The 20927-nt window shown below is 54.5% G+C and carries 30 protein-coding genes; 27 read left to right on the top strand and 3 right to left on the bottom strand.

The features are described 5' to 3' along the window. The 5 genes from WFO64_RS21490 to WFO64_RS21470 all read left to right on the top strand — a co-directional run bounded on the left by WFO64_RS21490 (position 1) and on the right by WFO64_RS21470 (position 3146). The gene (locus WFO64_RS21490; RefSeq protein ID WP_337014162.1) at positions 1-186 is read left to right on the top strand and encodes a hypothetical protein; all 186 of its coding nucleotides are present in this window, start codon (positions 1-3) and stop codon (positions 184-186) included. A 99-nt stretch (positions 187-285) separates the two neighbouring features. Further along, positions 286-552, top strand: a complete 267-nt coding sequence (locus WFO64_RS21485) for a hypothetical protein (RefSeq protein ID WP_337014160.1) — start codon at positions 286-288, stop codon at positions 550-552. Positions 553-937: 385 nt separating this feature from the next. Next, positions 938-2077 (top strand): hypothetical protein, encoded by a 1140-nt coding sequence (locus WFO64_RS21480; RefSeq protein ID WP_337014158.1) that lies wholly within the window; start codon positions 938-940, stop codon positions 2075-2077. An 18-nt stretch (positions 2078-2095) separates the two neighbouring features. Continuing rightward, a complete protein-coding gene (locus WFO64_RS21475; RefSeq protein ID WP_337014156.1) occupies positions 2096-2494 on the top strand; it encodes an STAS-like domain-containing protein in 399 nt (132 codons plus the stop codon). A 16-nt stretch (positions 2495-2510) separates the two neighbouring features. Continuing rightward, positions 2511-3146, top strand: a complete 636-nt coding sequence (locus WFO64_RS21470; protein ID WP_337014154.1) for a hypothetical protein — start codon at positions 2511-2513, stop codon at positions 3144-3146. On the opposite strand, the gene WFO64_RS21465 is transcribed toward WFO64_RS21470, so the two are convergent. Further along, a complete protein-coding gene (locus WFO64_RS21465) occupies positions 3138-4172 on the bottom strand; it encodes a phage portal protein (RefSeq protein ID WP_337014152.1) in 1035 nt (344 codons plus the stop codon). The two genes, WFO64_RS21470 and WFO64_RS21465, sit on opposite strands and share 9 nt — an antisense overlap. Continuing rightward, complete coding sequence (locus WFO64_RS21460; RefSeq protein WP_337014195.1) at positions 4172-5938, bottom strand: terminase ATPase subunit family protein; 1767 nt, start codon at positions 5936-5938, stop codon at positions 4172-4174. The genes WFO64_RS21465 and WFO64_RS21460 overlap by 1 nt, the downstream gene beginning before the upstream one ends. Positions 5939-6080: 142 nt before the next feature. Here WFO64_RS21460 and WFO64_RS21455 point away from each other — a divergent pair, with 142 nt between their 5' ends. From WFO64_RS21455 to WFO64_RS21400, 12 genes are all read left to right on the top strand, one after another. Next, positions 6081-6938 (top strand): GPO family capsid scaffolding protein, encoded by an 858-nt coding sequence (locus WFO64_RS21455; protein WP_337014150.1) that lies wholly within the window; start codon positions 6081-6083, stop codon positions 6936-6938. A gap of 44 nt (positions 6939-6982) precedes the next feature. Next, positions 6983-8200 carry a phage major capsid protein, P2 family gene (locus tag WFO64_RS21450; RefSeq protein ID WP_337014148.1) on the top strand — a complete coding sequence of 406 codons (1218 nt, stop codon included), beginning with the start codon at positions 6983-6985 and terminating at the stop codon, positions 8198-8200. Positions 8201-8203: 3 nt separating this feature from the next. Beyond that, on the top strand, positions 8204-8848 hold the full coding sequence (gene gpM / locus WFO64_RS21445; RefSeq protein WP_045139697.1) for a phage terminase small subunit: 645 nt from the start codon (positions 8204-8206) through the stop codon (positions 8846-8848). Positions 8849-8947: 99 nt separating this feature from the next. Continuing rightward, positions 8948-9412 carry a head completion/stabilization protein gene (locus tag WFO64_RS21440; RefSeq protein WP_013359098.1) on the top strand — a complete coding sequence of 155 codons (465 nt, stop codon included), beginning with the start codon at positions 8948-8950 and terminating at the stop codon, positions 9410-9412. Continuing rightward, the gene (locus tag WFO64_RS21435) at positions 9412-9615 is read left to right on the top strand and encodes a tail protein X (RefSeq protein ID WP_033786650.1); all 204 of its coding nucleotides are present in this window, start codon (positions 9412-9414) and stop codon (positions 9613-9615) included. Before WFO64_RS21440 ends, WFO64_RS21435 begins: the two co-directional genes overlap by 1 nt. A gap of 3 nt (positions 9616-9618) precedes the next feature. Further along, entirely contained in the window at positions 9619-9831 is a 213-nt protein-coding gene (locus WFO64_RS21430; RefSeq protein WP_442956171.1) for a hypothetical protein, read from the top strand. After that, positions 9812-10321 (top strand): lysozyme, encoded by a 510-nt coding sequence (locus WFO64_RS21425; RefSeq protein ID WP_060680978.1) that lies wholly within the window; start codon positions 9812-9814, stop codon positions 10319-10321. Before WFO64_RS21430 ends, WFO64_RS21425 begins: the two co-directional genes overlap by 20 nt. 1 nt (position 10322) lies before the next feature. Next, on the top strand, positions 10323-10694 hold the full coding sequence (locus WFO64_RS21420; RefSeq protein WP_337014144.1) for a DNZ54_00345 family protein: 372 nt from the start codon (positions 10323-10325) through the stop codon (positions 10692-10694). Beyond that, positions 10691-11119 carry an Rz-like lysis system protein LysB gene (gene lysB, locus WFO64_RS21415; protein ID WP_337014141.1) on the top strand — a complete coding sequence of 143 codons (429 nt, stop codon included), beginning with the start codon at positions 10691-10693 and terminating at the stop codon, positions 11117-11119. Before WFO64_RS21420 ends, lysB begins: the two co-directional genes overlap by 4 nt. Then, positions 11013-11252, top strand: coding sequence for an Rz1-like lysis system protein LysC (lysC, locus tag WFO64_RS21410; RefSeq protein ID WP_337014139.1), 240 nt, complete (start codon positions 11013-11015; stop codon positions 11250-11252). Before lysB ends, lysC begins: the two co-directional genes overlap by 107 nt. Continuing rightward, on the top strand, positions 11215-11646 hold the full coding sequence (locus WFO64_RS21405) for a phage tail protein (RefSeq protein WP_337014137.1): 432 nt from the start codon (positions 11215-11217) through the stop codon (positions 11644-11646). Before lysC ends, WFO64_RS21405 begins: the two co-directional genes overlap by 38 nt. After that, the gene (locus tag WFO64_RS21400) at positions 11639-12085 is read left to right on the top strand and encodes a phage virion morphogenesis protein (protein ID WP_337014135.1); all 447 of its coding nucleotides are present in this window, start codon (positions 11639-11641) and stop codon (positions 12083-12085) included. Before WFO64_RS21405 ends, WFO64_RS21400 begins: the two co-directional genes overlap by 8 nt. Positions 12086-12089: 4 nt before the next feature. On the opposite strand, the gene WFO64_RS21395 is transcribed toward WFO64_RS21400, so the two are convergent. Then, complete coding sequence (locus WFO64_RS21395) at positions 12090-13787, bottom strand: hypothetical protein (RefSeq protein ID WP_337014133.1); 1698 nt, start codon at positions 13785-13787, stop codon at positions 12090-12092. A gap of 91 nt (positions 13788-13878) precedes the next feature. Here WFO64_RS21395 and WFO64_RS21390 point away from each other — a divergent pair, with 91 nt between their 5' ends. From WFO64_RS21390 to WFO64_RS21345, 10 genes are all read left to right on the top strand, one after another. Continuing rightward, entirely contained in the window at positions 13879-14457 is a 579-nt protein-coding gene (locus WFO64_RS21390) for a phage baseplate assembly protein V (protein WP_337014131.1), read from the top strand. Further along, on the top strand, positions 14454-14810 hold the full coding sequence (locus WFO64_RS21385) for a GPW/gp25 family protein (RefSeq protein WP_045139688.1): 357 nt from the start codon (positions 14454-14456) through the stop codon (positions 14808-14810). The genes WFO64_RS21390 and WFO64_RS21385 overlap by 4 nt, the downstream gene beginning before the upstream one ends. Further along, positions 14797-15711, top strand: coding sequence for a baseplate J/gp47 family protein (locus WFO64_RS21380; protein ID WP_337014129.1), 915 nt, complete (start codon positions 14797-14799; stop codon positions 15709-15711). Before WFO64_RS21385 ends, WFO64_RS21380 begins: the two co-directional genes overlap by 14 nt. Beyond that, a complete protein-coding gene (locus WFO64_RS21375; protein ID WP_337014128.1) occupies positions 15708-16319 on the top strand; it encodes a phage tail protein I in 612 nt (203 codons plus the stop codon). The genes WFO64_RS21380 and WFO64_RS21375 overlap by 4 nt, the downstream gene beginning before the upstream one ends. Continuing rightward, positions 16316-17644, top strand: a complete 1329-nt coding sequence (locus tag WFO64_RS21370) for a phage tail-collar fiber domain-containing protein (RefSeq protein WP_337014126.1) — start codon at positions 16316-16318, stop codon at positions 17642-17644. The genes WFO64_RS21375 and WFO64_RS21370 overlap by 4 nt, the downstream gene beginning before the upstream one ends. Further along, on the top strand, positions 17644-18243 hold the full coding sequence (locus WFO64_RS21365; protein WP_337014124.1) for a tail fiber assembly protein: 600 nt from the start codon (positions 17644-17646) through the stop codon (positions 18241-18243). Before WFO64_RS21370 ends, WFO64_RS21365 begins: the two co-directional genes overlap by 1 nt. An 87-nt stretch (positions 18244-18330) precedes the next feature. After that, positions 18331-18786 (top strand): STM2901 family protein, encoded by a 456-nt coding sequence (locus tag WFO64_RS21360; protein WP_337014122.1) that lies wholly within the window; start codon positions 18331-18333, stop codon positions 18784-18786. Continuing rightward, on the top strand, positions 18783-19106 hold the full coding sequence (locus tag WFO64_RS21355) for a DUF1493 family protein (RefSeq protein ID WP_337014120.1): 324 nt from the start codon (positions 18783-18785) through the stop codon (positions 19104-19106). The genes WFO64_RS21360 and WFO64_RS21355 overlap by 4 nt, the downstream gene beginning before the upstream one ends. Positions 19107-19224: 118 nt before the next feature. Next, entirely contained in the window at positions 19225-20394 is a 1170-nt protein-coding gene (locus WFO64_RS21350) for a phage tail sheath protein (protein WP_337014118.1), read from the top strand. 12 nt (positions 20395-20406) lie between these two features. Then, positions 20407-20922: a phage major tail tube protein gene (locus WFO64_RS21345; protein ID WP_060680951.1), complete on the top strand. Its 516-nt coding sequence runs from the start codon at positions 20407-20409 to the stop codon at positions 20920-20922. Positions 20923-20927 lie beyond the last annotated feature (5 nt).

The raw sequence follows: 20927 nt of genomic DNA, 5'->3' as shown, positions 1-20927 counted from the left end.
ATGGACACTCAAGATTTGGCACCGATAAACCGTAAGATGGCTTGCGTTCAGTTCATTGCTGAGGTGTCGCTTATAGCGAATTGCAAGCCATCTGACATGAAATTGGCGATGAGTATCATCGCTGAGTTAGCGCATTCGAGCTGTGAAAAAGTCCCTGACGATGAGATTTTTTACGCTGCGGAATAGCATGAGTCCACAGCCAGGCATATTGATAACGTTGCTGGCGACAAAATTTATTTTTGGCGCTGGCAAGGTTGAACAACGAGTACCGCGAGGCGTTAGGCTATGGCCGGAAGCGATTCGAATTACCAGGTAGTTTACCGGGGCGAAAGCCTGACTGATTATGCACCTGGCGGATTAGTTTTCTTTCAGCGGCCTAAAGAGAACGGCGGCGGCTTCTGGTTAGGCCGGACTTATGATGGTGTCTTCTGGCTTGAGATTTCTGCCCCTGTCTCTCTTTCGCAGGGTCTGCTTTATCTGCAGGCGCTACAAAATTCTGTCACGGCCGATACAAAAATCACTGAGCCAGATAACAACCTGTCCCTGTTCTGACTCTTTGCAGGTGAGTGCATGTCTATGCTGCATGAATCCGCATGATCCCAAAAGGATCGTTTACCCTTTGGCCCGCCAGAACTGGCGGGCTTTTGTTTATGTCATGCAGGTGCATGAAAACCACTGCATAAAGCGGGCAGGCGTGGCGGGGCTACGAGCGCGCGCATAACAATCTGATATTATGACTTTTAGACAAAAGTTTAGGCAGCCTGCTGTTCTCCTGTTGTACTAAAGCTGAGCCTTGATCCTAAGTCTAAAAGTTACTTGATGTGCGGTGGCCAGCACTAGTTGGTAAGCCTGATTATCAGATTTTTCTTATTAAAATTTGACAAAGTGTTAATTTTTTTTGCAGAATTAGGAAAAACCTTAAAAGACACATCATTCTATGAGACTGCAAACCTCACATTCGAGAAACCGTGATGTACGTTTTAACTTCCTATACAGAAACGGAAAGATTAAAATACGAAATAAAGGCAGAGGTTTCTATTATGATGCTGACTGGCAGAAAATAAATCATTGGATTGAGCAGCAATCCAGTAATGGTTTACAAGTTGAATTAGTTCATAAAAGAAAAAAAGCTTTAGTTTTAACTCTTCCTGAAGTTATGAATTTCTCCGATGACTATGAAAGAACTACTCAGCATATCAATGCAATTAGGATTCTATCTGACAGGAAGGGTTTCCCAGACCCATCTTATAAATTAGCTGCTGTGAATTTTAGTAAATTAAAGAAAATCTCCACGTCATCTGCTTTAGTTTTAACGGCTGAATTATCTAAATGGGATGATGCAATACGTCAAAGATTGCGGCCTAATACTGAAGGTTGGGATAAGGTTATATTAAAACAATTTTTTGACTTGGGTTTCTTCGAGTTATTTAAAAAGAGCTCAGCTACAGAAATTAAAATCAATAAAAGCCCTGATCAGGGGATACGATTTGTTAAGTATTTAAAGGGAAAGTGCGGAGAAGTTTCTAAAACCAAAATTCTGAAAGGCGAGATAAGAAATGTTGTTGGTGAATCTATTGATAAATGGACATTTTTACATAGTGGATTGAGTGAAGCTATAACGAATGTTTCTCATCATGCTTATCCTGCCGATGCTGGTTATGAGGAGCTTGATAAAAACTGGTATTTGACTGGTTCATACGATGAACAAAAGAAAATTATTAAAATAGTATTCTATGATCAAGGTGTTGGCATTCCTAAAACATTGCCTGCTTCAGCTATTTGGGAGCGTGCGCTTGAGGTGATGTCGGGAATATCTATAGTTGATCAGAAACGCGACGAAGTACTTCTCAAAGCCGCTGTCGAACTAGATAGAACTAGAACTTATGAGGAAGATAGAGGTAAAGGATTACAAGATTTATTAGAGTTTATCAGACAACGCGGTGAAGGTTATCTTTCGATCATGAGTCTTAAAGGTCTTTATAAACAAGACATTAATGAAGGAGTAACAAAAGTCAAGACCGAAGGGTTTTCATCGCCAATTTGTGGTACACTTATAGTATGGTGTGCAACTCTTTGAGAGTAAAAAGGCTTAAATATGAACAGCTTAACTCTAAAAATCGGTGAAAGGTTTTCACAAACCCCCTCTGGCCGGTTCTATACTGATATGACGAAAAGCAGCGGTGAGGAGTTCCGTGAGGAGGTTTTATTACCTTTGTTAAGAAGTCTAAATAACAATCAGAAGATTGATATTGTTTTAGATGATGATGTTGAAGGTTATGGTTCGTCCTTTTTAGTTGAAGGTTTTGCAGGAATTATCAAATACGGCTATATGACAAGAGAAGAATTGATCAATAAAATCAACGTAATATACTCAGATCCTGATTTTAAATTATTCAAAGAGAAAATTTTTGAGTATATCAATAAAGCTGCTTATAAATCAAAACCTTACATTAGTACTAAGCCGGAATACGAAAGACTGATTTCTGGAGAGTGATATATGGGTAACGTGCATGGAAGAAAATTTTAATTATCACTATATTTGTGAGCAAAATGTAACCACCCCCAGTTCAATTGATTTATATAACTATGGTTTCTTTGGGCAATACCACTTTAATAATGACAACAATATAATAAGCACCTTGCAACATGGCTTTTCAAATTTAGCTACCACTATTGCAAATAGTGGTAACGATTCATTGTCTGATGGAATCTGGCTAGCATTAATCGGTGCCATAAGTGCGTTTTTGTTTAATGTTGTTCAGAAGTGGCTTGAGAGAAGCTCTGTTCGCCTAACTAAGAGTGGAGAGGCTACTTTAATTCTGATAAAGGAGCTTGAGTTAATTTCCATTGAATACTGGCTTAAAGGTTATGCATCTTCAGAAAGGGAAAAAACTCTTCTTTCTGAAATAAATATTAAAGCTATGCTAATAACCCTCAACGCTAACATTTTAACTATTATTGATAATTTACCTTACAAAGATAAAGAAAAAACAGCTAATAAGTTGAGGGGGTTTTCTTCCGATATTTTTGACTTAACTTCTGGTGGAGACTTCGAGTCAATGGTTAGACTTCCTGACAATCGCACTGCTTCAGCTATTGCCAGAAAGTGTAGTGACGCTAAAGCTATGATATTAAAGCTAATTTAATGTGTACTGTTCAAACTTAATAATTTCATCGCCTAGCCAATCGTTTAATTCCTCAAAACGTTTTTGCAATGGGATGAGTTCATTGCGTACAAACACCTTGCTGGCCTTTTCCACGTCACCAAACCCGCCCGTGTTGTTCGGGATGATCCCCATAAGCTGCGGTGGCACGCGATGCACGGCCAGCATGTCGTCGCGGCTCACGTTTTTGATGTTCAGGAATTCATCCTTCGCCGCCACCTCAGACAGCGGGATGATCTGGATGCCGTCCTTTTTCCCGTTCGGGCTGTACATAAACAGGTTACGGAAGTTGCCAGGGCCCTTCGCACTTTTCATGGCACCGCGGATATTGTCCACGTCCTGCTGGCTTTGCGCCGGGTCAGTCATGTACATGATGAAGCCTGCATGGCTGCCGTTCAGGTAATACTTGCGGCGGAACAGCGTAGCCGACTCGTTCAGAAGCGCGGACGGGATGGCCGACAGGTAGCCCGGCAGGCCGTAAATCTCCTGATTGATATCCGGCTCCATCAGGTGAAACACGCTGCCTTTCGCAAACTCATACGGCTCCGTGTTAATGCCATAGTGCGCATACCAGTAGGTATCCAGGTCAAGGCCGCGCCGGGTGAACTTTGCCAGCGACGGCTCCAGTTTCAGCACGTTACCGAGGCGGCTGGTGCGCTTCTCCAGGTAGGCATTGCCGAAAATCAGGTAATCCAGCGCGAAGCGGCTGAACGCCTGCTGACTTAGCAGCGGGTGCGGGATAAAGGTACTCGCCAGAATGTTGCACTTCACGCTAATGGGCGAGCTGTGATGCACGGCGGCACGGAACGTGCGCGCCAGCCCGTCAACACTCACGGGCGGTTCATACCAGCGATCATTGATAACGCACTCCACATAGTCCAGCAGTTCACGGCGGTCCAGCACCGGGATCGGGTCGCCAAAGGTAAACGCCTCCGACGCTGCCCCGCTGGTCATGTTATCCGGCTGCGGCACGGGCTGCGTACGGGTGCGGTTCCTGCGTTTGCTCATTAATAAATCTCCACAATGTTCTGCGTGTGTGCCGCCTGTCCCTGCAGCGGCTCGTTTGCCAGCGCGTGCATGGTCGCCCAGGCTAAATCGCCGTGGCTGACTTCCTCGCTGCGGCTGGTTTCATAGGTCGGACGGTTGCCGCTGGCCGTGGTGGCCTTGCGGATAGACATGAATGACTGCGCGATGTCGAGGTGGCTGGCGTCAAACTCCAGCCGCCCGCTGGCGATGGTGTCGTAAGCCTTCAGCACCAGGGCGTTCTTCACGTTCGGGTTATAGACAAACTCCTTCACCTGCGGGAAAAACGCTTTGACGTTCTCATACACGCCCAGCCCGACGCCGGTGGAGTCGATGCCGATATAGGTGACGTTATACTGCTGCGTCAGCGTCCTGATTGCGTCGGCCTGCGCCCGGAAATCCATGCCGCGCCACTGGTGGCGCTCAAGGATGCGGAACTTACCGCCCGGCACGGCAGGCGGTGCCATGACCACGCACCCGGCGCTGTCGCCGTTCTGCGTGCCCTTCGCCGGGTCATAGCCGATCCAGACCTCCTTCCAGCCGAACGGACGCAGCGCCAGCGCCTCGAAGTCTTTCCAGACTTCCCAGCTGTCCACCATGCACTTCTGCAGCATGGCCAGCTGGAACACCGACGCCAGATCGTCCATAAAGACGCACATCAGCAGGTTCTGATAGTCCTCCGGGCTGTAGCGCGTGCGCAGCTGCTCCAGGTCAAACAGGTCACAGCCGCCGCGCACCGCATCTTCAACGGTGACGATCTGGCGAAACTGGCCGTCTTCGCAGAGGCGGCCGGCGGCCAGTGAGTGATGGCTGAGGTCTATATCAACTTTGTCCGCTTTGGTCCGGCCCTTGTTGAACTGTGAACCGGACCAGAACGGATAGGCGCTGTGTGTGAGGCTGGACGGGGTGGAAAAGTAGGTTTCGCGCCATTTCTTATGCAGCGCCATGCCGGACGCCACCTTCTGCAGTTCCTGAAACTTGGGTATCCAGAAATATTCATCCAGGTACAGATTGCCGTGATAGCTCTGCGCGGTGCGGGCGTTGGTGCCCAGGAAATACAGGCACGCGCCGTTACTCAGCGTCATCGGGTCGCCCTTCAGGTCTACGTCCACCTCGCGGGCAAATTCGATGATGTACTGTTTGAAAACGTGCGCCTGCGCCTTGCTGGCGCTTAAGAAAATCTGATTGCGCCCGGTGGTCAGCGCATCGATCAGCGCCTCGCGGGCAAAAAAGAAGGTGGCCCCAATCTGGCGCGACTTCAGCAGGTTGCGTACCGAATACTTATTTCCGGCTTCCCACCACTGGCGCTGATAGCCGAACATCGAGCCGTGGAAAACCTCCTGCAACTTCTCAATCTGTTCATCGCTGAACAGGTTCTTTTCCGGGGGCTTACGCGGGCCTTTGTTGCGGTTCTCCACGTTCGGGTTCAGGTCCGCTTCATTGCCGCCGTTGCTGAATTTGCCGATCCGGGCGTGGCGCTCGGACTGCCGCGCCAGCAGGTCAATTTCCTTAAAGTCTTTCCCTTCCTTCTGCTCCTTCATGATGAGCTGGCAGTAACGTGCGGCTGTGGTCAGCTGCATCTGGTCCAGCGGGCCGTAGTCGGCCCACTTGTCGCGCTTCTTCCAGCTGTGAACGGTTGCGGGTTTCTCTCCCAGCATTTCAGCAATGCGGGCGATGCGGTATCCCTGAAAGTACAGCAGTAAAGCCTGCCTGCGGGGATCGAGGTCGTCGGGGGCGGGTGTCATGTTCATGCAGCCAAAATACGGCCCCGCCGCTTCCTTTTCCGCCATCCCTCATTGTGTGGTTTCCCGCACAACGTCCGCGCGTTGTTTCGATACCCCCGACGCCGCAACCATAGGGCCTCACAGAGTTTTACTGACCGGAGCCTGGACAATGGCAAAGAAAGCAAAGCGTTTTCGTATCGGGGTGGAAGGTGCCACCACGGACGGGCGCACCATCGAGCGCAGTTGGCTTGAACAGATGGCGGCAAATTACAGCCCTGAGCTGTACACCGCCGTGATCAACATGGAGCACATCAAGGGCTACACGCCAGACAGCCCGTTTCGCCGCTTTGGTGTGGTAGAGGCACTGGACGCTGAAGAAATCAGCGACGGCCCGCTGAAGGGCAAGCTGGGGCTGTATGCCCTGATCAACCCGACTGACGAGCTGATCACGCTGACCGGCACCATGCAAAAAATCTTTACCTCAATGGAAATCCGCCCGGAGTTCGCGGACACCGGCGCGGCCTATCTGATTGGCCTGGCCGTTACCGACGATCCGGCCAGCCTCGGCACCGAAATGCTGCAGTTCAGCGCCAGCGCCGGGGCGAACCCGCTAGCAAACCGCAAGCAGCACCCTGACAACGTTTTCTCTGCCGCTGAAGAAACCCTGATCGAGTTTGAGGACGTAGCAGACGAAAAGCGCGCCCTGTTTACCCGCATTAAAGCGATGTTCAGCAGACAGCAGCAGACCGACGCGGCGCGCTTCAGCGACGTGCATCAGGCGGTTGAACTGATTGCCATCGAGCAGCAGGACCTGAGCACGCGCATTGAAACGGCACTGAGCGAACAGGCCGACAGCCTGAAATCGCATTTCAGCAGTGCGCTGAGTGAGGAAGTGCTGAAGCGCGAACAGCTGCAGGCGGACTTCACCGAACTGCAGCAGCAGTTGAGCCGGGAAGATGGCCGCCAGCAGGTCCGCCCGCGCACGCAGGGTAACGGCAGCGGCGGCGAAGTGCGCACCGACTGCTGATACAGCGGCGGCAAACCTTAATAACGAACAGAGAAAGCGAAGCGATGAAAAATACTACCCGTTTTAAGCTGAATGCTTACATGTCGGTGCTGGCAGAAATCAACAAGATTGATCTGTCCGCGCTGAACAGCAAATTCACCATTGAGCCGTCCGTGTCGCAGACGCTGGAAAGCAAAATTCAGGAGTCGTCCGCGTTCCTTCAGGCCATCAACATCATGCCGGTCAGTGAGCAAAGCGGCGAACGGCTGGGGCTGGGGATCGGCACCACCATTGCGGGCACCACCGATACCACCCAGAAAGAGCGCGAGCCGACCGATCCGACTTACATCGACGGCGACGGCTATAAATGCACGCAGACCAACTTTGACACGGCGCTGCCTTATTCAAAGCTGGACATGTGGGCGAAATTCAGCGATTTCCAGGTGCGCATCCGTGACGCCATCGTGAAGCGTCAGGCGCTGGACCGCATCATGATCGGCTTCAATGGTCTGAAGCGTGAGAAAACCTCCAACCGCGTACAAAACCCGCTGCTGCAGGATGTGAATATCGGCTGGCTGGAAAAAATCCGCCAGGAAAAACCGTCGCAGGTGCTGGGTCAGCACATCGGTGACGACGGCAAGGTGGTGTCGGACAAAATCACCGTGGGGAAAAGCGGCCTGTTCCGTAACCTGGACGCCGTTGTGATGGGCGCGGTGTCGGAAAAAATCGGCGTGCAGTATCAGGACGACACCGAACTGGTGGTGATCTGCGGACGCCAGCTGCTGGCTGACAAGTATTTCCCGCTGGTCAATCAGAGCCAGCCCAACACCGAAGCGCTGGCCGCTGATCTGATCATCAGCCAGAAGCGCATCGGCGGCCTGCAGGCGGTCCGCGCGCCGTACTTCCCGGCCAATGCGCTGCTGATTACCCGCCTGGATAACCTGTCCATCTACTGGCAGGAAGAAACGCGCCGCCGCTCCATCATCGATAACCCGAAACGTGACCGCATCGAAAACCTTGAGTCAGTCAACGAGGCATACGTGGTCGAGGACTACGACTGCACCTGCCTGGTAGAAAACATCGAGCTGCTGGAGCAGGAGGCAGAGCCGACAAAAGAGCTGAGCCGGATGAGCAAGGAAGAATATGCCGACATCATCGGGATGGCGGCCAGCGTGGCGAAGTCGATGAGCGATGCTGAAAAGGCGCAGGCCGACGCAAACGCCACATTAGGCGGCACGGCTGCCAGCGGTACGCAGTCTGCCGACGGCAAAGCCGGAGCGTAACCCGTGACCAATCCTTTCCGCGCGCATACGCGCTTTATTCAGGCACAGGAGGCCGCCCGGTCGGGCGGCAGTGGCCGCAGCACAAAGGGCTATGACCTGATGCTGCTGCAGCTGAACGAAGACCGCCGCCGCCTCAAAGGCATTCAGTCCAACGTCCGAAAGGCCGAAATCAAGGTGGAGGTGCTGCCGAAGTACGCCGCCTGGGCTGAGGGCGTGCTGAGCGCGGACGGCGCGCAGCAGGATGACGTGCTGATGTACGTGATGCTGTGGCGCGTTGACGCCGGTGACTACGCCGGTGCGCTCGCGATTGGCCGCCACGCACTGAAGCACGGCTGGGCGATGCCGCTGGGAAGCCGCACCACGGCGACGGTACTGGCAGAAGAAATTGCCGACGCGGCGAAGGCCGCCATCCTGGCAAAGACGCCTTTTGATCCGGCCCTGCTGCTGGAAGCGCTGGAGGTGGTCGACGCACACGATATGCCCGATCAGTCGCGCGCCCGCCTGCACAAGTCCATCGGCTGGGTGCTGACGGAAAGCAGCCCGGCGTCCGCGCTGAACCATCTGAAGCGCGCCCTGCAGCTGGACGAGAAGTGCGGCGTTAAAAAAGACATAGAGCAGCTGGAGCGGAAAATCCGTAACGCCAGCTGATAACCGGACGTGCCCACGCGCGGGGCGGCACGGGGTGGCGACAGGCAGCGCCGCATCAAAACCCCGTCCACCGCCCACCTATTCAGGAGTAACAGAGCAATGGAATTTATCGCGCCACAGAAGGCGACGGCAGCGCCGGACATCATCCCCAATAACTCATTCTGGCCGGATGTCGATCTGGCGAAGTTCCGCAGCGTCATGCGCGTTGACGGCACCGTGACGCCGGAGCGTCTGCGTCAGGTGGTGCTGACCGCAATGGCAGAAGTTAACGCGGAGCTTTACCCGTGGCGTGAGCGGCAGGAGCTGGCTGGCCATAACGGCCTGGCCGACGTTCCGGCTGAGAAGCTGGCCGGTGAGAGCGTACGCCTGCATCACTACATAAATGCGGTGTGGTGCTGGACGCGCGCGGTGCTGAACGAGCGCTATCAGGACTTTGACGCCACCGCCTCAGCCGTGAAGCGCGGCGAAGAACTGAATGATGCCAGCGGCGACCTGTGGCGCGATGCGCGCTGGGCCATCAGCCGCGTGCAGGACATGCCGCACTGCACGGTGGAGCTTATCTGATGAAAGTGCGTGCGCAGCAGTATGACACGGTGGACGCACTCTGCTGGCGTCACTACGGGCGCACGCAGGGCATGACGGAACAGGTGCTGCAGGCAAATCCGGGGCTGGCGGAGCACGGCCCCCTCTTACCGCACGGGCTGGAGGTGGAGTTGCCGGACGTGACAGCGACGGCCACCGTGCAGGCCGTCCAGCTTTGGGACTGAATCATGTGGGAAAAAATCAGCACCTTTATCACCTGGTGCATGGCGGTAGTGATGGCGTGGCTGGGAGGCATGGATCTGAAGGACATGTCCACCGTGGCCGGGGTATTCATCGGCCTGCTGATGGCGCTTATCAGCTGGTACTACAAACACAAAACCTATCAGCTGCTGGCAAGCGGGCGCATTACGCGGAGTGAATATGAATCTGCAAACCGTTAAACGCTGCGCCGTGGGCGTGGTGCTGGCGCTGGCCGCCACGATGCCCGGTTTTCAGCTGCTGCATACCTCCGTGGAGGGACTGCGGCTGATTGCCGACTATGAGGGCTGCCGCCTGCAGCCGTACCAGTGCAGCGCGGGAAAGTGGACCGACGGGATCGGCAACACGTCCGGCGTTGTGCCGGGTAAATCCATCACGGAACGGCAGGCGGCGGGGAATTTCATCACCAACGTGTTGCGCACTGAGGCGGCACTGGCGCGCTGCGTGGCGGTCTCCATGCCGCAGCAGGTTTATGACGCGCTGGTGTCGCTGGCGTTTAACGTCGGCACCGGCAACGTGTGCGGCTCAACGATGGTGGCATTGCTGAAAAAGGGTCAGTGGCGCGAGGCGTGTTATCAGCTGCCGCGCTGGGTGTACGTGAAAGGCGTATTCAATCAGGGGCTGGATAACCGGCGCGGGCGTGAGCTGGCCTGGTGCCTTAAAGGAGTCTGAAATGCAGATGATTAAAAAATGGTGGTTTACGGCGTTACTCACCGTCCTGCTGACGCTGGTCAGTATCAGTCACGGCAGCTTTGCGGGCTATCCGCTGGCGGCCCTGCTTTGGGCTGACTTCTTCGCCTGGGCCGTTATCGGTTTTTCCGGCCTGTACGCCTGCACCCTGACCGGCAGTGACCGAAAGCAGGTGTTTGCCTGGCTGCTGCGGTTTGCGCAGCTGGCAGACCGCGTGCCGCTCAGGTGGTATCACCGCGTATTTATCGCGGTGGTGATGTGGACGGCGGGCTGGAAGCTGGCAGCGTTTGCCGGTCTTCATGCAGTGTTCTATCGCCGCATGATCAGGTCCGAGCTTGAGCGGGCCGCAGCATGACACGCGCACTGGCAGCCATCGTGCTGATCCTGCTGCTTGTCACCGGCGTGCAGTCTTACCGGCTGAGCAGCGCCCTCGGCAGGATTGATGCGCAGCAGACCACTATTGCGGGCCAGGGCAAAAAGCTGAGCCAGAAAAACAGTCAACTGATTGCCCTGAATATCCTGACGCAGACCAGCAGCCAGGCGCAGACGCAGCTTTACGCCGCCGCCGAACGCAACGGCCAGCTGCTGCGCGACCGGCAGCGAAAAATTGAGGAGCTGAAACGTGAAAATGAAGACCTGCGCCGCTGGGCTGATGTCGCTCTGCCTGATCCTGTTGTCCGGCTGCGCCAGCGACCGGCCCTCGCAGGAGGTGAATCTTACCGTCAGTGGCTGTCCGAAAATCACCCGCTGCCAGCTGGACCCGGCAGCGCCGCGCACTAACGGCGACCTTCTGGCCCTGCTGGACGAAACGGAGGCCGCCTGGGCGGCATGTGCCGGTAAGGTCGATACCATCATCAGCTGTCAGGAAAAAGACAATGAACAAGCCGCAGTCCTTACGCAGCGCCCTGAATAAGTCGGTCCCTTACGTGGCTGATAACCCGGACCGCCTGCACCTGTTCGTTGACAGCGGTCAGCTGGTCGCCACGTCCGCCGCGTCCCTGTCGTGGGAGTATCGCTACACCCTGAACGTGGTGATCACCGACTTCACCGGCGACCAGAACCTGCTGATGGCCCCGGTGCTTTTGTGGCTGCGGGAAAATCAGCCCGACGCGCTGCAGAACAGCGAGGCGCGCGAAAAGCTGTTTTCGTTTGAGGTCGATATTCTGGGCAATGACCGCTGCGACATCAGCATGGACCTGAAGCTGACCGAGCGCGTGGTAGCAACCTCTGTGGACGGTAAAATCAGCATTGAGGCGGTGCCCGAGCCGGACGCGCCGGAGGATGTCTGGACGGTGAAACGTGGCTGAACTGCATGAAGTGGACGCGTGGCTGGCGGCGCTGCTGTCACAGCTGGAGCCTGCCGCCCGGAAAAAAATGCTTCGCGAGGTGGCACGCGACGTGCGCCGCATTCAGCAGGCAAACATCACCGCGCAGCGCTCGCCGGACGGCACCGCATGGGAGCCGCGCCGCGTCAGCGCCCGCAGCAAAAAGGGCCGCATCCGTCGCGGGATGTTCGCGAAGCTGAAAACGGCGAAGTACCTGAAGGCGCAGGCGAATGCAGACGCCGCTGAGGTTGCCTTTGTTCCGGGGGTGCAGAAGCTGGCCCGCGTCCATCACTACGGCCTGCGGGACCGGGTAAGCCTTCGCGGGCCGATGGTCAAATATGCTGAACGTCCGCTTATTGGCTTAGACAATTCAGCAATCGAATCAATAAAAAAAATTATTTTTTACTTTCTGGAAAAATAGTAATTCAATTTTCAACTTTTGCTATTTGAAATGTTAGAAAATGCCTAATGTCAAAGTCATCAATAGCAACATCATCAATCAAACTTTTTCTAACTATTGAGTTTGGTGTGTTATAGATAATGTAATCAACCAGTTCATGGGCTAGTTGATCCTCGCCATCTTCTTTTAAGTGATTTATAAGTTTGGCACATAGTAAGGACTCATAGAATTCCGAAAGCCTCAGTTTATTTTTATGGTATTTCGATTCCTGATATTCATTAAATTTCTCATATAACTCTTTTGGGTTATCTAATCTGACTTCACAAAGAGTGTTTAGCAAAAGGGTATATATGTGACTTTCATTGAGCAACGCATCACATTTTTTAATTTTATCACTGTATTTGGGGCTTGCGGCAAAGCCGAAATAAAAGCTTAATAACACTAACATAGAAAATAATATCATTAAATATTCTTTGTTATTTTCATTAGATATTAAATCCGCAATTTTATCCACCACTGCTTGCATGTTAGGAATCTCAGCCTTACCGCCTGAGGAAATGTGTTCAATGCGAGACAGTATTGCATCAAGATATAGCAAACAACTCCTTTTATTCAAAGAAGTGGCATCACTCATCCAATAGATTTCAGACATCTTCGCCATGATTATTCCGGGTATATATTCATGTGCGTTGAGGACTTCTTTCCCTCCAATAGGGCAGTCTGCAATGTATTTTATCAGAACTTGATGATTAACTATTGATAACCCGTTGAAAGTGAGGTGTGGCTTTCCATCTATATCAACACAATAATTGTGGTTATATGGCATTGTAATCTTATCAGATAAAAGGCTCAGCACGTGTACATATTTTGAGCGAAGATTATAAGCATTTTTAACTGCTAGTTTTAATTCATTGACCCCAGCAACTTTTACCCCATCACGTGGTTTGTAAAAACTTTTATCTAAAGAACCCATTACAAGACCGCAAAACTTCCGACTTAGCCCTAAATGTTCATGCTTCAGAATCTCAAGCCTAATTTCTTCAGCGTTTTTAGAGTCAATGTTTGCAAGAGTTTTATCTAAGCCTGTCCTTTTGGAAGTATCTAAGTCTTTCCAATTTGTTTCGTACCCGGAAAGGTCTTGAGTTAAAGATTCTATTGAAGCCACGAACAATGCGTAAGCCGCATCAAGGTCATCAGATATCCTAATTAAGGCAGTGGTGTATCGTCTTATTGCTTTAATAGCTGTCGTGTAATTTTTTCTTGGCATACTAAGAAGTTTATTGAAAAAAACAATAAACTCATTGACTTCTTCTTGTGTCACTATTTTTCTCTTATTGAAAAAATGCTCCACAAAGTCACTTAGCTTGCATGTGGTATTAGGTACGACCTCATCAGATAAAAGTTGCTTCGCCATCATAAAAGATGTTGTGCAGTATCCTTTAAAGAAAAAAGAAATAACGATAGATAGATCATTCATAATATCGTTACCGGTAGTTGCAATAAATATACTTTTCTCACCTCTACTGTCAGTAGCAGGCTGTTTTTCCTCTATTTCAGCAATCAAAGTTGTCATTGGTAGGAAGTAAGATGTAGTAGTTAAAGCTCCAATTGATAGTTCTATCTTCCCATTAGGAAAAGATAAGTTTGTATATAAAGGAGCGCGATGAGTTGTTCTATAGACATCATCAGTAAAGAGGAAATTTCCATTACAAGCTTGTAGCATTTCGTTCTCATTTTTTAAAAGGCTTTGTGTGCTATCAACCTTACAACACAAGACTGAGGAAAATCTATTAACTAAAGTTCAGGCTATACACATGAACGAAAAACTCACCGAAATTATGCGCCTTATCACCAACCTGATCCGCACCGGCACCGTGTCCGAAGTGGATCCGGTGAACTGGCTGTGCCGGGTGAAAACAGGCGACCTTGAAACCAACTGGATTAACTGGCTCACCCTTCGCGCCGGTAGCACCCGTACATGGTGGCAGCCCACCGTCGGGGAACAGGTTGTGCTGCTGAGCCTTGGCGGCAATCTTGAAACTGCCTTTGCGCTGCCTGCCATTTATTCCGAAGCCTTTCCGCCGCCCGACTACTCGGAAGACGGCACCACGACCGTGTTCAGGGATGGCGGCTGGTTTCAGTACGAGCCGGAAACAGGCCTGCTGCTGATAAAGAACATCAAAAGCGTGCGCATTGAAGCGGCAGAGGGCATTCAGCTCATTACCGATGCGCTGGGGATAGAGGCCAGCCAGACACGGATTAACAGTGACACCACGATGAACGGTGATGTGACCCACGGCGGCGGCAAAATGAGTTCAAACGGAGTAATTGCTGATAAGCACTTACATGACGGGGTTAAGAAAGGCAGCGATATGTCAGGAGGCCCGCAATGATGTATCTCGGCATGAACCGCGACACCGGCGAAGCCATTACTGACATCGAACACATCCGCCAGAGCGTGCGCGACATTCTGATCACACCGGAAGGCAGCCGCATTGCCCGGCGTGGTTACGGTTCGATGTTGTCCGCGATGATTGACTGGCCGCAGAACGACGCCACCGAACTGCAGGTAATGGCCGCCACCTATACCGCACTGAGCCGGTGGGAGCCGCGTATCCGGCTGGCCTCGGTAAACATCACGCGCAATGCGGACGGCTCTATGCAGGTTGATCTGAGCGGCCAGCGCGCCGACGGCTCACCGCTTTCTCTGACGGTTTCAACGGGGGTGAACAGTGGCGGTAATTGATCTTTCCCAGCTGCCTGCGCCGCAGATTATTGAGGTGCCGGACTTTGAATCGCTGCTGGCAGAGCGTAAAGAGGCGCTGATTGCGCTTTATCCGGCGGATGAACAGGCCGCCATGCGCCGCGTGCTGGCGCTGGAATCTGACCCGATTGTTAAAAGCCTGCATGAGAACGTCTACCGGGAAATACTTCTGCGCCAGCGCATTAACGAGGCGGCGCAGGCGGTGATGGTGGCCTACGCCATCGGCAGCGATCTGGACCAGATGGCCGCCCGCAACAATGTGCAGCGCCTGACCGTTACCTCAGCGAACCCCGACGCGGTGCCGCCGGTGGATGCGGTAATGGAATCGGACGATGATCTGCGCGTGCGCGTGCCGGAGGCGTTTGAGGGGCTGAGCGTGGCCGGACCGACGGGCGCGTATGAGTTTCACGCTAAAAGCGCCGATGGCCGGGTGCAGGACGTGTCCGCCATCAGTCCGTCACCGGCGACGGTGCTGATCACCGTCCTGAGCCGTGAGGGCGATGGCACGGCAGCAGCGGATTTGCTGACTACAGTGGACACCGCGCTGAACGCAGACAGCGTGCGCCCGGTGGCCGACCGCGTGACGGTTCAGGGGGCGACCATCCGCAGCTACAGCGTGAAGGCCAGGCTGCACCTGTTCGACGGCGTGGCCGCCGGTCCCTGCCTTGAGGCGGCAAATGCGAAGCTGACCGCTTACCTGACCGAGCAGAAAAAGCTGGGCCGCAGCGTGCGGCGTGAGTCATACGGGGCGGTGATGCGCGTGGCCGGTGTGGACTGGGTGGAAATCACCGAACCGGCGCAGGACATCATCATGGACCGCACGCAGGCGGGCTACTGCACCGGCACGGACATTTCCGTGGCGGGCGATCAGGGGGTGACATGAGCAACAGCAGCCTGATGCCGCCCGGCTCGTCTGCGCTGGAGCGCCGCCTGGCAGAAGCGTGCAGCGGCATTTCCGGGCTGAGCGTGCCGCTGCGCGACTTATGGAACCCGGCGACCTGCCCGGCGGGCTTTCTGCCCTATCTGGCCTGGGCGTTTTCGGTAGACCGCTGGGACGAAAGCTGGGCGGAGAGCGTTAAGCGGCAGGTGGTGAGCGATGCGTTTTACATCCATCAGCACAAAGGCACCATCAGCGCCATCCGTCGCGTGGTGGAGCCGTTCGGCTTCCTGATCCGGGTTATTGAGTGGTGGAAAACCAGTGAGCCGCCGGGCACGTTCCGGCTGGACATCGGCGTGCAGGACCAGGGCATAACTGAAGAAACCTATCAGGAACTTGAGCGGCTGATCAGCGATGCGAAGCCCTGCAGCCGTCACCTGCTGGGGATGTCCATCAACCTGCAGGTGAGTGGCGAAATGCGGATAGCGGCGGCCAGCTATGACGGTGATGACCTGACCGTTTACCCGTATACCCCGGAACTTATTTCCGTCAGCGGCGCAGTTTATGGCGGCGCGGCGGTTCACGTTATTGACCTGATGGAAGTGGGACCATGACACAAAAATACTATGCAATTGTCACCAATCAGGGCGCGGCGAAGATTGCCAACGCTGCCGCACTCGGTACAAAACTGAATATCACGCAGATGGCCGTGGGCGACGGCGGCGGCACGCTGCCGACACCGAACGCCAGCCAGACGAAGCTGGTTAACGAGGTGCGCCGCGCCGCCATCAATACGCTGAGCATTGACCCGGCCAACGCCAGCCAGATGATTGCCGAACAGGTGATCCCCGAAACGTCGGGCGGGTTCTGGATCCGAGAAATGGGCCTGTTCGACGCGGACGGGACGCTGATCGCGGTCTGCAACACGCCGGAAACCTACAAACCCGCACTGCAGGAAGGCAGTGGCCGCACGCAGACCGTGCGCATGATGCTGATCATCAACAGCACCGACGCTATCACCCTGAAGATTGACCCGTCCGTGGTGCTGGCAACCCGCCAGTATACGGACGAGCGGGTGCTGGAGGTTCATCAGTATGCTGACGGCCTGCTGGCCGCACATCTGAAGGCGGCTGACCCCCATACTCAGTACGCGCCAAAAGCCAGCCCGGTGCTAACCGGTACGCCGAAAGCGCCCACGGCACCTGCAGGTAACAATTCCACTCAGCTGGCGACCACTGAATTTGTGCAGGCAGCACTGACCACACTGGCAGGTGGCGCACCCGCCGCGCTCGACACCCTGAAGGAGCTGGCAGACGCGCTGGGGGGCGATGCGAACTTCTCAGCGACGGTGCTTAATAAGCTGGCCGGAAAGCTGGATATCGCTAAGAACGGCAGCGATATCGCGGACGTGTCTACCTTCCTGAAGAATCTTGGCCTGGGCGATGGCTCGGCGCTGCCGGTCGGCGTGCCGGTGCCGTGGCCGACCGAAACTCCGCCTGCGGGCTGGATCAAGTGCAATGGTGCATCGTTCAGCGCGGCGGACTATCCACAGCTGGCGAAGGCGTATCCCCTGCTCAGGCTGCCCGATCTGCGCGGTGAGTTTATACGCGGCTGGGATGACGGGCGCGGTGTTGACTCCGGTCGATTCGTTGGCACTGCGCAGGCTTCGACGAGCCTGAGAACTGCTGCACTGGACTATCCCGGCATTGATTCCACAACAAGTGGGGCGACTATTGGGACAGCATTTAATCAGCCTGACTCTATCACAAAGGTTCAGCCAGCAGACGCTAAGGCCCCTGATAACAGCGTCTTACAACCAATTCTTAGTGATAACTCAATTCAGGCTACTCAGCTTCAGTCTGGCATTCCGGGTAATTCAGTATGGATTACATCCCGCCCGCGTAACGTGGCGTTTAACTATATCGTGAGGGCTGCATAATGGCCGAAGAAATGAACGTAACGCTGGATGACGACGGACTGGCGCAGGCGTCCGGCAGCCTGACCGTGTACAGCTTTGCCCCAGAAACGGGACTGTTTACCGGCAGCAGCCAGGAGTTTCTGGCAAAGGGGGTAGGCATTCCCGCACACTCAACCGGTATGGCCCCGCCCTCAGGCGTGCCGGGGAAGGTCTGCGTGTTCCGTGACGGCGGCTGGCAGCAGGTAGCCGACCATCGCGGGGAGACGGTCTACAGCACCGAAACCGGCGAAGCCGTCACCATCACGTTGACGGGCGATTATCCCGCCGGGAGCACCCTGCTGAAACCTGTAACTGCCTTTGATAAATGGGGTGGTGCCTCGTGGGTGACAGACAGGGCAGCCATGCAGCGGGCAGCCATCAGCGCTGCAGAGTCTGAGAAAGCGGCTCGCGTGAATGAAGCAAACGGCATCACCCAGGCATGGCAGACGCAGCTGCTGTTAGGCATCATCACCGTGGCGGATAAGGCCACGCTTACTGCCTGGATGAAGTACGTGCAGGCGGTGCAGGCCACCGACGTGTCAGGCGCGCCGGATATCAGCTGGCCCGAAAAGCCCGTCTGACAGGCGAACGGGTAACGGATTAACAACCTGCTGCGCAGGTGGTAAAGTTAAAATCTGTTAACCATTTAATGACAGGGATCTGAGGCGATGGATACGACTGAGCAACTGAACGGAACCTATTTTTATCACGGCTTGCAGAACCTGACGCCGCAGGAGTTACTGTTCTGGGTGCTGCTTGATGAAACCGAAAAACAGCTGGGCGTACAGGATATTGGCGCAGTTGCAGGCATCATCCTGGGTAACAATAGCATTGACGTGCCGGGAAAACCGCTTACGTCAACGCCGGGTACGTCTGTTGCGTCACTCTTTTTCCGCAGGCACATGTCCTATAAATTCCGGAAGCGCATTCTGCCGACCCTGACGTTAAAATCCTTCAGCATGCGCGGGCTGAAGATTTTCTGGGTGAATAACCTGGGAACATTCATTGGCAGGGCCGTGCCGGTTGTGGGGTGGGTGATTCTGGCAAATGATGTGGCACAAATCAGTTTTCGAACCGTCCATCGCTATAACCTGATTGTGCGACCGGAGGATAAAATCTGGTGAATAATATGACAGCAACCCCTGATGCGGTGCGCGAATTCATTCTGCGAGAGCTGCCGCTGGTGACAACGCTTCTCTTAAAAAAGATTCAAATCGGTGACGACGATATTCTGCAGGAACTGTTTGAAGCAGAGGATATTGCAGATATGGCAGAGACGTTTTTTCGCAACTTTAACGTACAGCCAGCAGGTTTTACGCCCGCCACTTATTTCCCTTGGAAAACCCGTTCTTTTTTATCCCGCGCACCGGTAAAGCAGGATAAATCCCCGCTGACGATACGCATGTTTATGGAGTCAGCCGCTGCCGGGCGCTGGCTTTTTTAGTCACTATCAGCGGGCAGCAGATTTGACCGTTGTGTCAGCTGCCACACAATGACAGCGGCGTGATTTCCCTTCCCTGAGACCTGACCATAGCGGAACCCCTTCACAGGAGAACCGCCACATGGCACAGGATAATCACCACGGCGTGCGCGTTGAGGAAATCAACGAAGGCACCCGAACCATCACCACCGTCAGCACCGCGATTGTCGGGCTGGTCTGCACCGGCGACGACGCCGACGCGGCCACCTTCCCGCTTAACCGCCCGGTGCTGTTAACCGACGTACTCACCGCCAGCGGTAAGGCCGGGGAATCAGGCACGCTGGCCCGCTCACTGGACGCCATCGCCGATCAGTCCAAACCCGTCACCGTCGTCGTGCGCGTGCCGCAGGGCGAAACCGAAGCGGAAACCACCGCCAACATCATCGGCGGCGTGACCGACGGCCAGCGCACCGGCATGAAGGCGCTGCTGGCCGCGCAGTCCGTCTGCGGCGTAAAGCCCCGCATTCTGGGCGTGCCGGGCCACGACACCAAAGCCGTTGCCACCGAACTGCTGAGTGTGGCGCAGAGCCTGCGCGGCTTTGCCTACCTGTCCGCGTATGGCTGCAAGAGCGTTGAAGAGGCGATTGCCTACCGCAGCAACTTCAGCCAGCGCGAAGGGATGCTGATCTGGCCTGACTTCATCAGTTTTGACACCGTGCTGAAGGCGGACGCGACGGCTTACGCCACCGCCCGCGCGCTGGGCCTGCGCGCCAAAATCGACGAGCAGACCGGCTGGCATAAATCCCTGTCAAACGTCGGCGTGAACGGCGTTACCGGCATTTCAAAAGACGTCTTCTGGGACCTGCAGGATCCGGCCACCGATGCGGGCCTGCTGAACCAGAACGACGTCACCACGCTGATCCGCAAAGACGGCTTCCGCTTCTGGGGTTCCCGCTGCCTCAGTGATGACCCGCTCTTTCAGTTTGAGTGTTATACCCGCACCGCGCAGGTGCTGATGGACACGATGGCAGAGGCGCAGATGTGGTCCGTTGACGGCGCGCTGAACCCGTCACTGGCCCGTGACATTATCGAGAGCATCCGCGCGAAGCTGCGAAGCTTGGTGAATCAGGGCTATCTGATTGGCGCGGACTGCTGGCTGGACGAGAGCATGAACGACAAGGACACGCTTAAGGCGGGCAAGCTGCTGATCGATTACGACTACACGCCGGTGCCCCCGCTGGAAAACCTGCTGCTGCGCCAGCGCATCACTGATCGTTACCTGCTCGATTTCAGCAGCCGCGTCAGCGCATAAGGAGACGGAAAAATGGCATTACCCCGCAAACTCAAGCATCTGAACCTGTTCAACGCAGGTAACAACTGGCAGGGGCTGGTTGAGTCCGTGACGCTGCCGAAATTCACCCGCAAGTTTGAGAAGTATCGCGGCGGCGGCATGGCCGGTGCGGTGGACATTGACATGGGCCTGGACGATGGCGCGCTGGATACGGAATTCACCATCGGCGGCACCGAAGCGCTGCTGATTAAGCAGATGGGCACCACCACCGTGGACGGTATTCAGCTGCGCTTTACCGGCTCCATCCAGCGCGACGACACCGGCGAAGTGCAGGCGGTCGAGCTGGTCACGCGCGGACGCTATAAGGAACTGGACTCCGGCGAATGGAAAACCGGCGAATCCAGCACCACCAAAGTGTCCGGCACAAACAGTTACGCAAAGCTGACCATCAACGGCGAAGTGCTCTATGAGTGCGATCTGGTGAACATGATCGAAATCGTGGGCGGCACCGACCTGATGGAAGCGCACCGCAACGCGCTGGGCCTGTAATCACA

The sequence above is a fragment of the Pantoea sp. AS142 genome (genome assembly GCF_037152305.1).
In the GTDB taxonomy this organism is placed as follows: Bacteria; Pseudomonadota; Gammaproteobacteria; order Enterobacterales; family Enterobacteriaceae; genus Pantoea.
Note: the sequence above shows the minus strand (reverse complement) of the source record. Positions and strands in the feature narration are given on the sequence as shown.

Coding starts and splice junctions, on each gene's coding strand:
- WFO64_RS21490 (WP_337014162.1), top strand. CDS start 1: ATGGACACTCAAGATTTGGCACCGATAAACCGTAAGATGGCTTGCGTT.
- WFO64_RS21485 (WP_337014160.1), top strand. CDS start 286: ATGGCCGGAAGCGATTCGAATTACCAGGTAGTTTACCGGGGCGAAAGC.
- WFO64_RS21480 (WP_337014158.1), top strand. CDS start 938: ATGAGACTGCAAACCTCACATTCGAGAAACCGTGATGTACGTTTTAAC.
- WFO64_RS21475 (WP_337014156.1), top strand. CDS start 2,096: ATGAACAGCTTAACTCTAAAAATCGGTGAAAGGTTTTCACAAACCCCC.
- WFO64_RS21470 (WP_337014154.1), top strand. CDS start 2,511: ATGGAAGAAAATTTTAATTATCACTATATTTGTGAGCAAAATGTAACC.
- WFO64_RS21465 (WP_337014152.1), bottom strand. CDS start 4,172: ATGAGCAAACGCAGGAACCGCACCCGTACGCAGCCCGTGCCGCAGCCG.
- WFO64_RS21460 (WP_337014195.1), bottom strand. CDS start 5,938: ATGAACATGACACCCGCCCCCGACGACCTCGATCCCCGCAGGCAGGCT.
- WFO64_RS21455 (WP_337014150.1), top strand. CDS start 6,081: ATGGCAAAGAAAGCAAAGCGTTTTCGTATCGGGGTGGAAGGTGCCACC.
- WFO64_RS21450 (WP_337014148.1), top strand. CDS start 6,983: ATGAAAAATACTACCCGTTTTAAGCTGAATGCTTACATGTCGGTGCTG.
- WFO64_RS21440 (WP_013359098.1), top strand. CDS start 8,948: ATGGAATTTATCGCGCCACAGAAGGCGACGGCAGCGCCGGACATCATC.
- WFO64_RS21435 (WP_033786650.1), top strand. CDS start 9,412: ATGAAAGTGCGTGCGCAGCAGTATGACACGGTGGACGCACTCTGCTGG.
- WFO64_RS21430 (WP_442956171.1), top strand. CDS start 9,619: ATGTGGGAAAAAATCAGCACCTTTATCACCTGGTGCATGGCGGTAGTG.
- WFO64_RS21425 (WP_060680978.1), top strand. CDS start 9,812: ATGAATCTGCAAACCGTTAAACGCTGCGCCGTGGGCGTGGTGCTGGCG.
- WFO64_RS21420 (WP_337014144.1), top strand. CDS start 10,323: ATGCAGATGATTAAAAAATGGTGGTTTACGGCGTTACTCACCGTCCTG.
- lysB (WP_337014141.1), top strand. CDS start 10,691: ATGACACGCGCACTGGCAGCCATCGTGCTGATCCTGCTGCTTGTCACC.
- WFO64_RS21405 (WP_337014137.1), top strand. CDS start 11,215: ATGAACAAGCCGCAGTCCTTACGCAGCGCCCTGAATAAGTCGGTCCCT.
- WFO64_RS21395 (WP_337014133.1), bottom strand. CDS start 13,787: ATGCTACAAGCTTGTAATGGAAATTTCCTCTTTACTGATGATGTCTAT.
- WFO64_RS21390 (WP_337014131.1), top strand. CDS start 13,879: ATGAACGAAAAACTCACCGAAATTATGCGCCTTATCACCAACCTGATC.
- WFO64_RS21385 (WP_045139688.1), top strand. CDS start 14,454: ATGATGTATCTCGGCATGAACCGCGACACCGGCGAAGCCATTACTGAC.
- WFO64_RS21375 (WP_337014128.1), top strand. CDS start 15,708: ATGAGCAACAGCAGCCTGATGCCGCCCGGCTCGTCTGCGCTGGAGCGC.
- WFO64_RS21370 (WP_337014126.1), top strand. CDS start 16,316: ATGACACAAAAATACTATGCAATTGTCACCAATCAGGGCGCGGCGAAG.
- WFO64_RS21365 (WP_337014124.1), top strand. CDS start 17,644: ATGGCCGAAGAAATGAACGTAACGCTGGATGACGACGGACTGGCGCAG.
- WFO64_RS21360 (WP_337014122.1), top strand. CDS start 18,331: ATGGATACGACTGAGCAACTGAACGGAACCTATTTTTATCACGGCTTG.
- WFO64_RS21350 (WP_337014118.1), top strand. CDS start 19,225: ATGGCACAGGATAATCACCACGGCGTGCGCGTTGAGGAAATCAACGAA.
- WFO64_RS21345 (WP_060680951.1), top strand. CDS start 20,407: ATGGCATTACCCCGCAAACTCAAGCATCTGAACCTGTTCAACGCAGGT.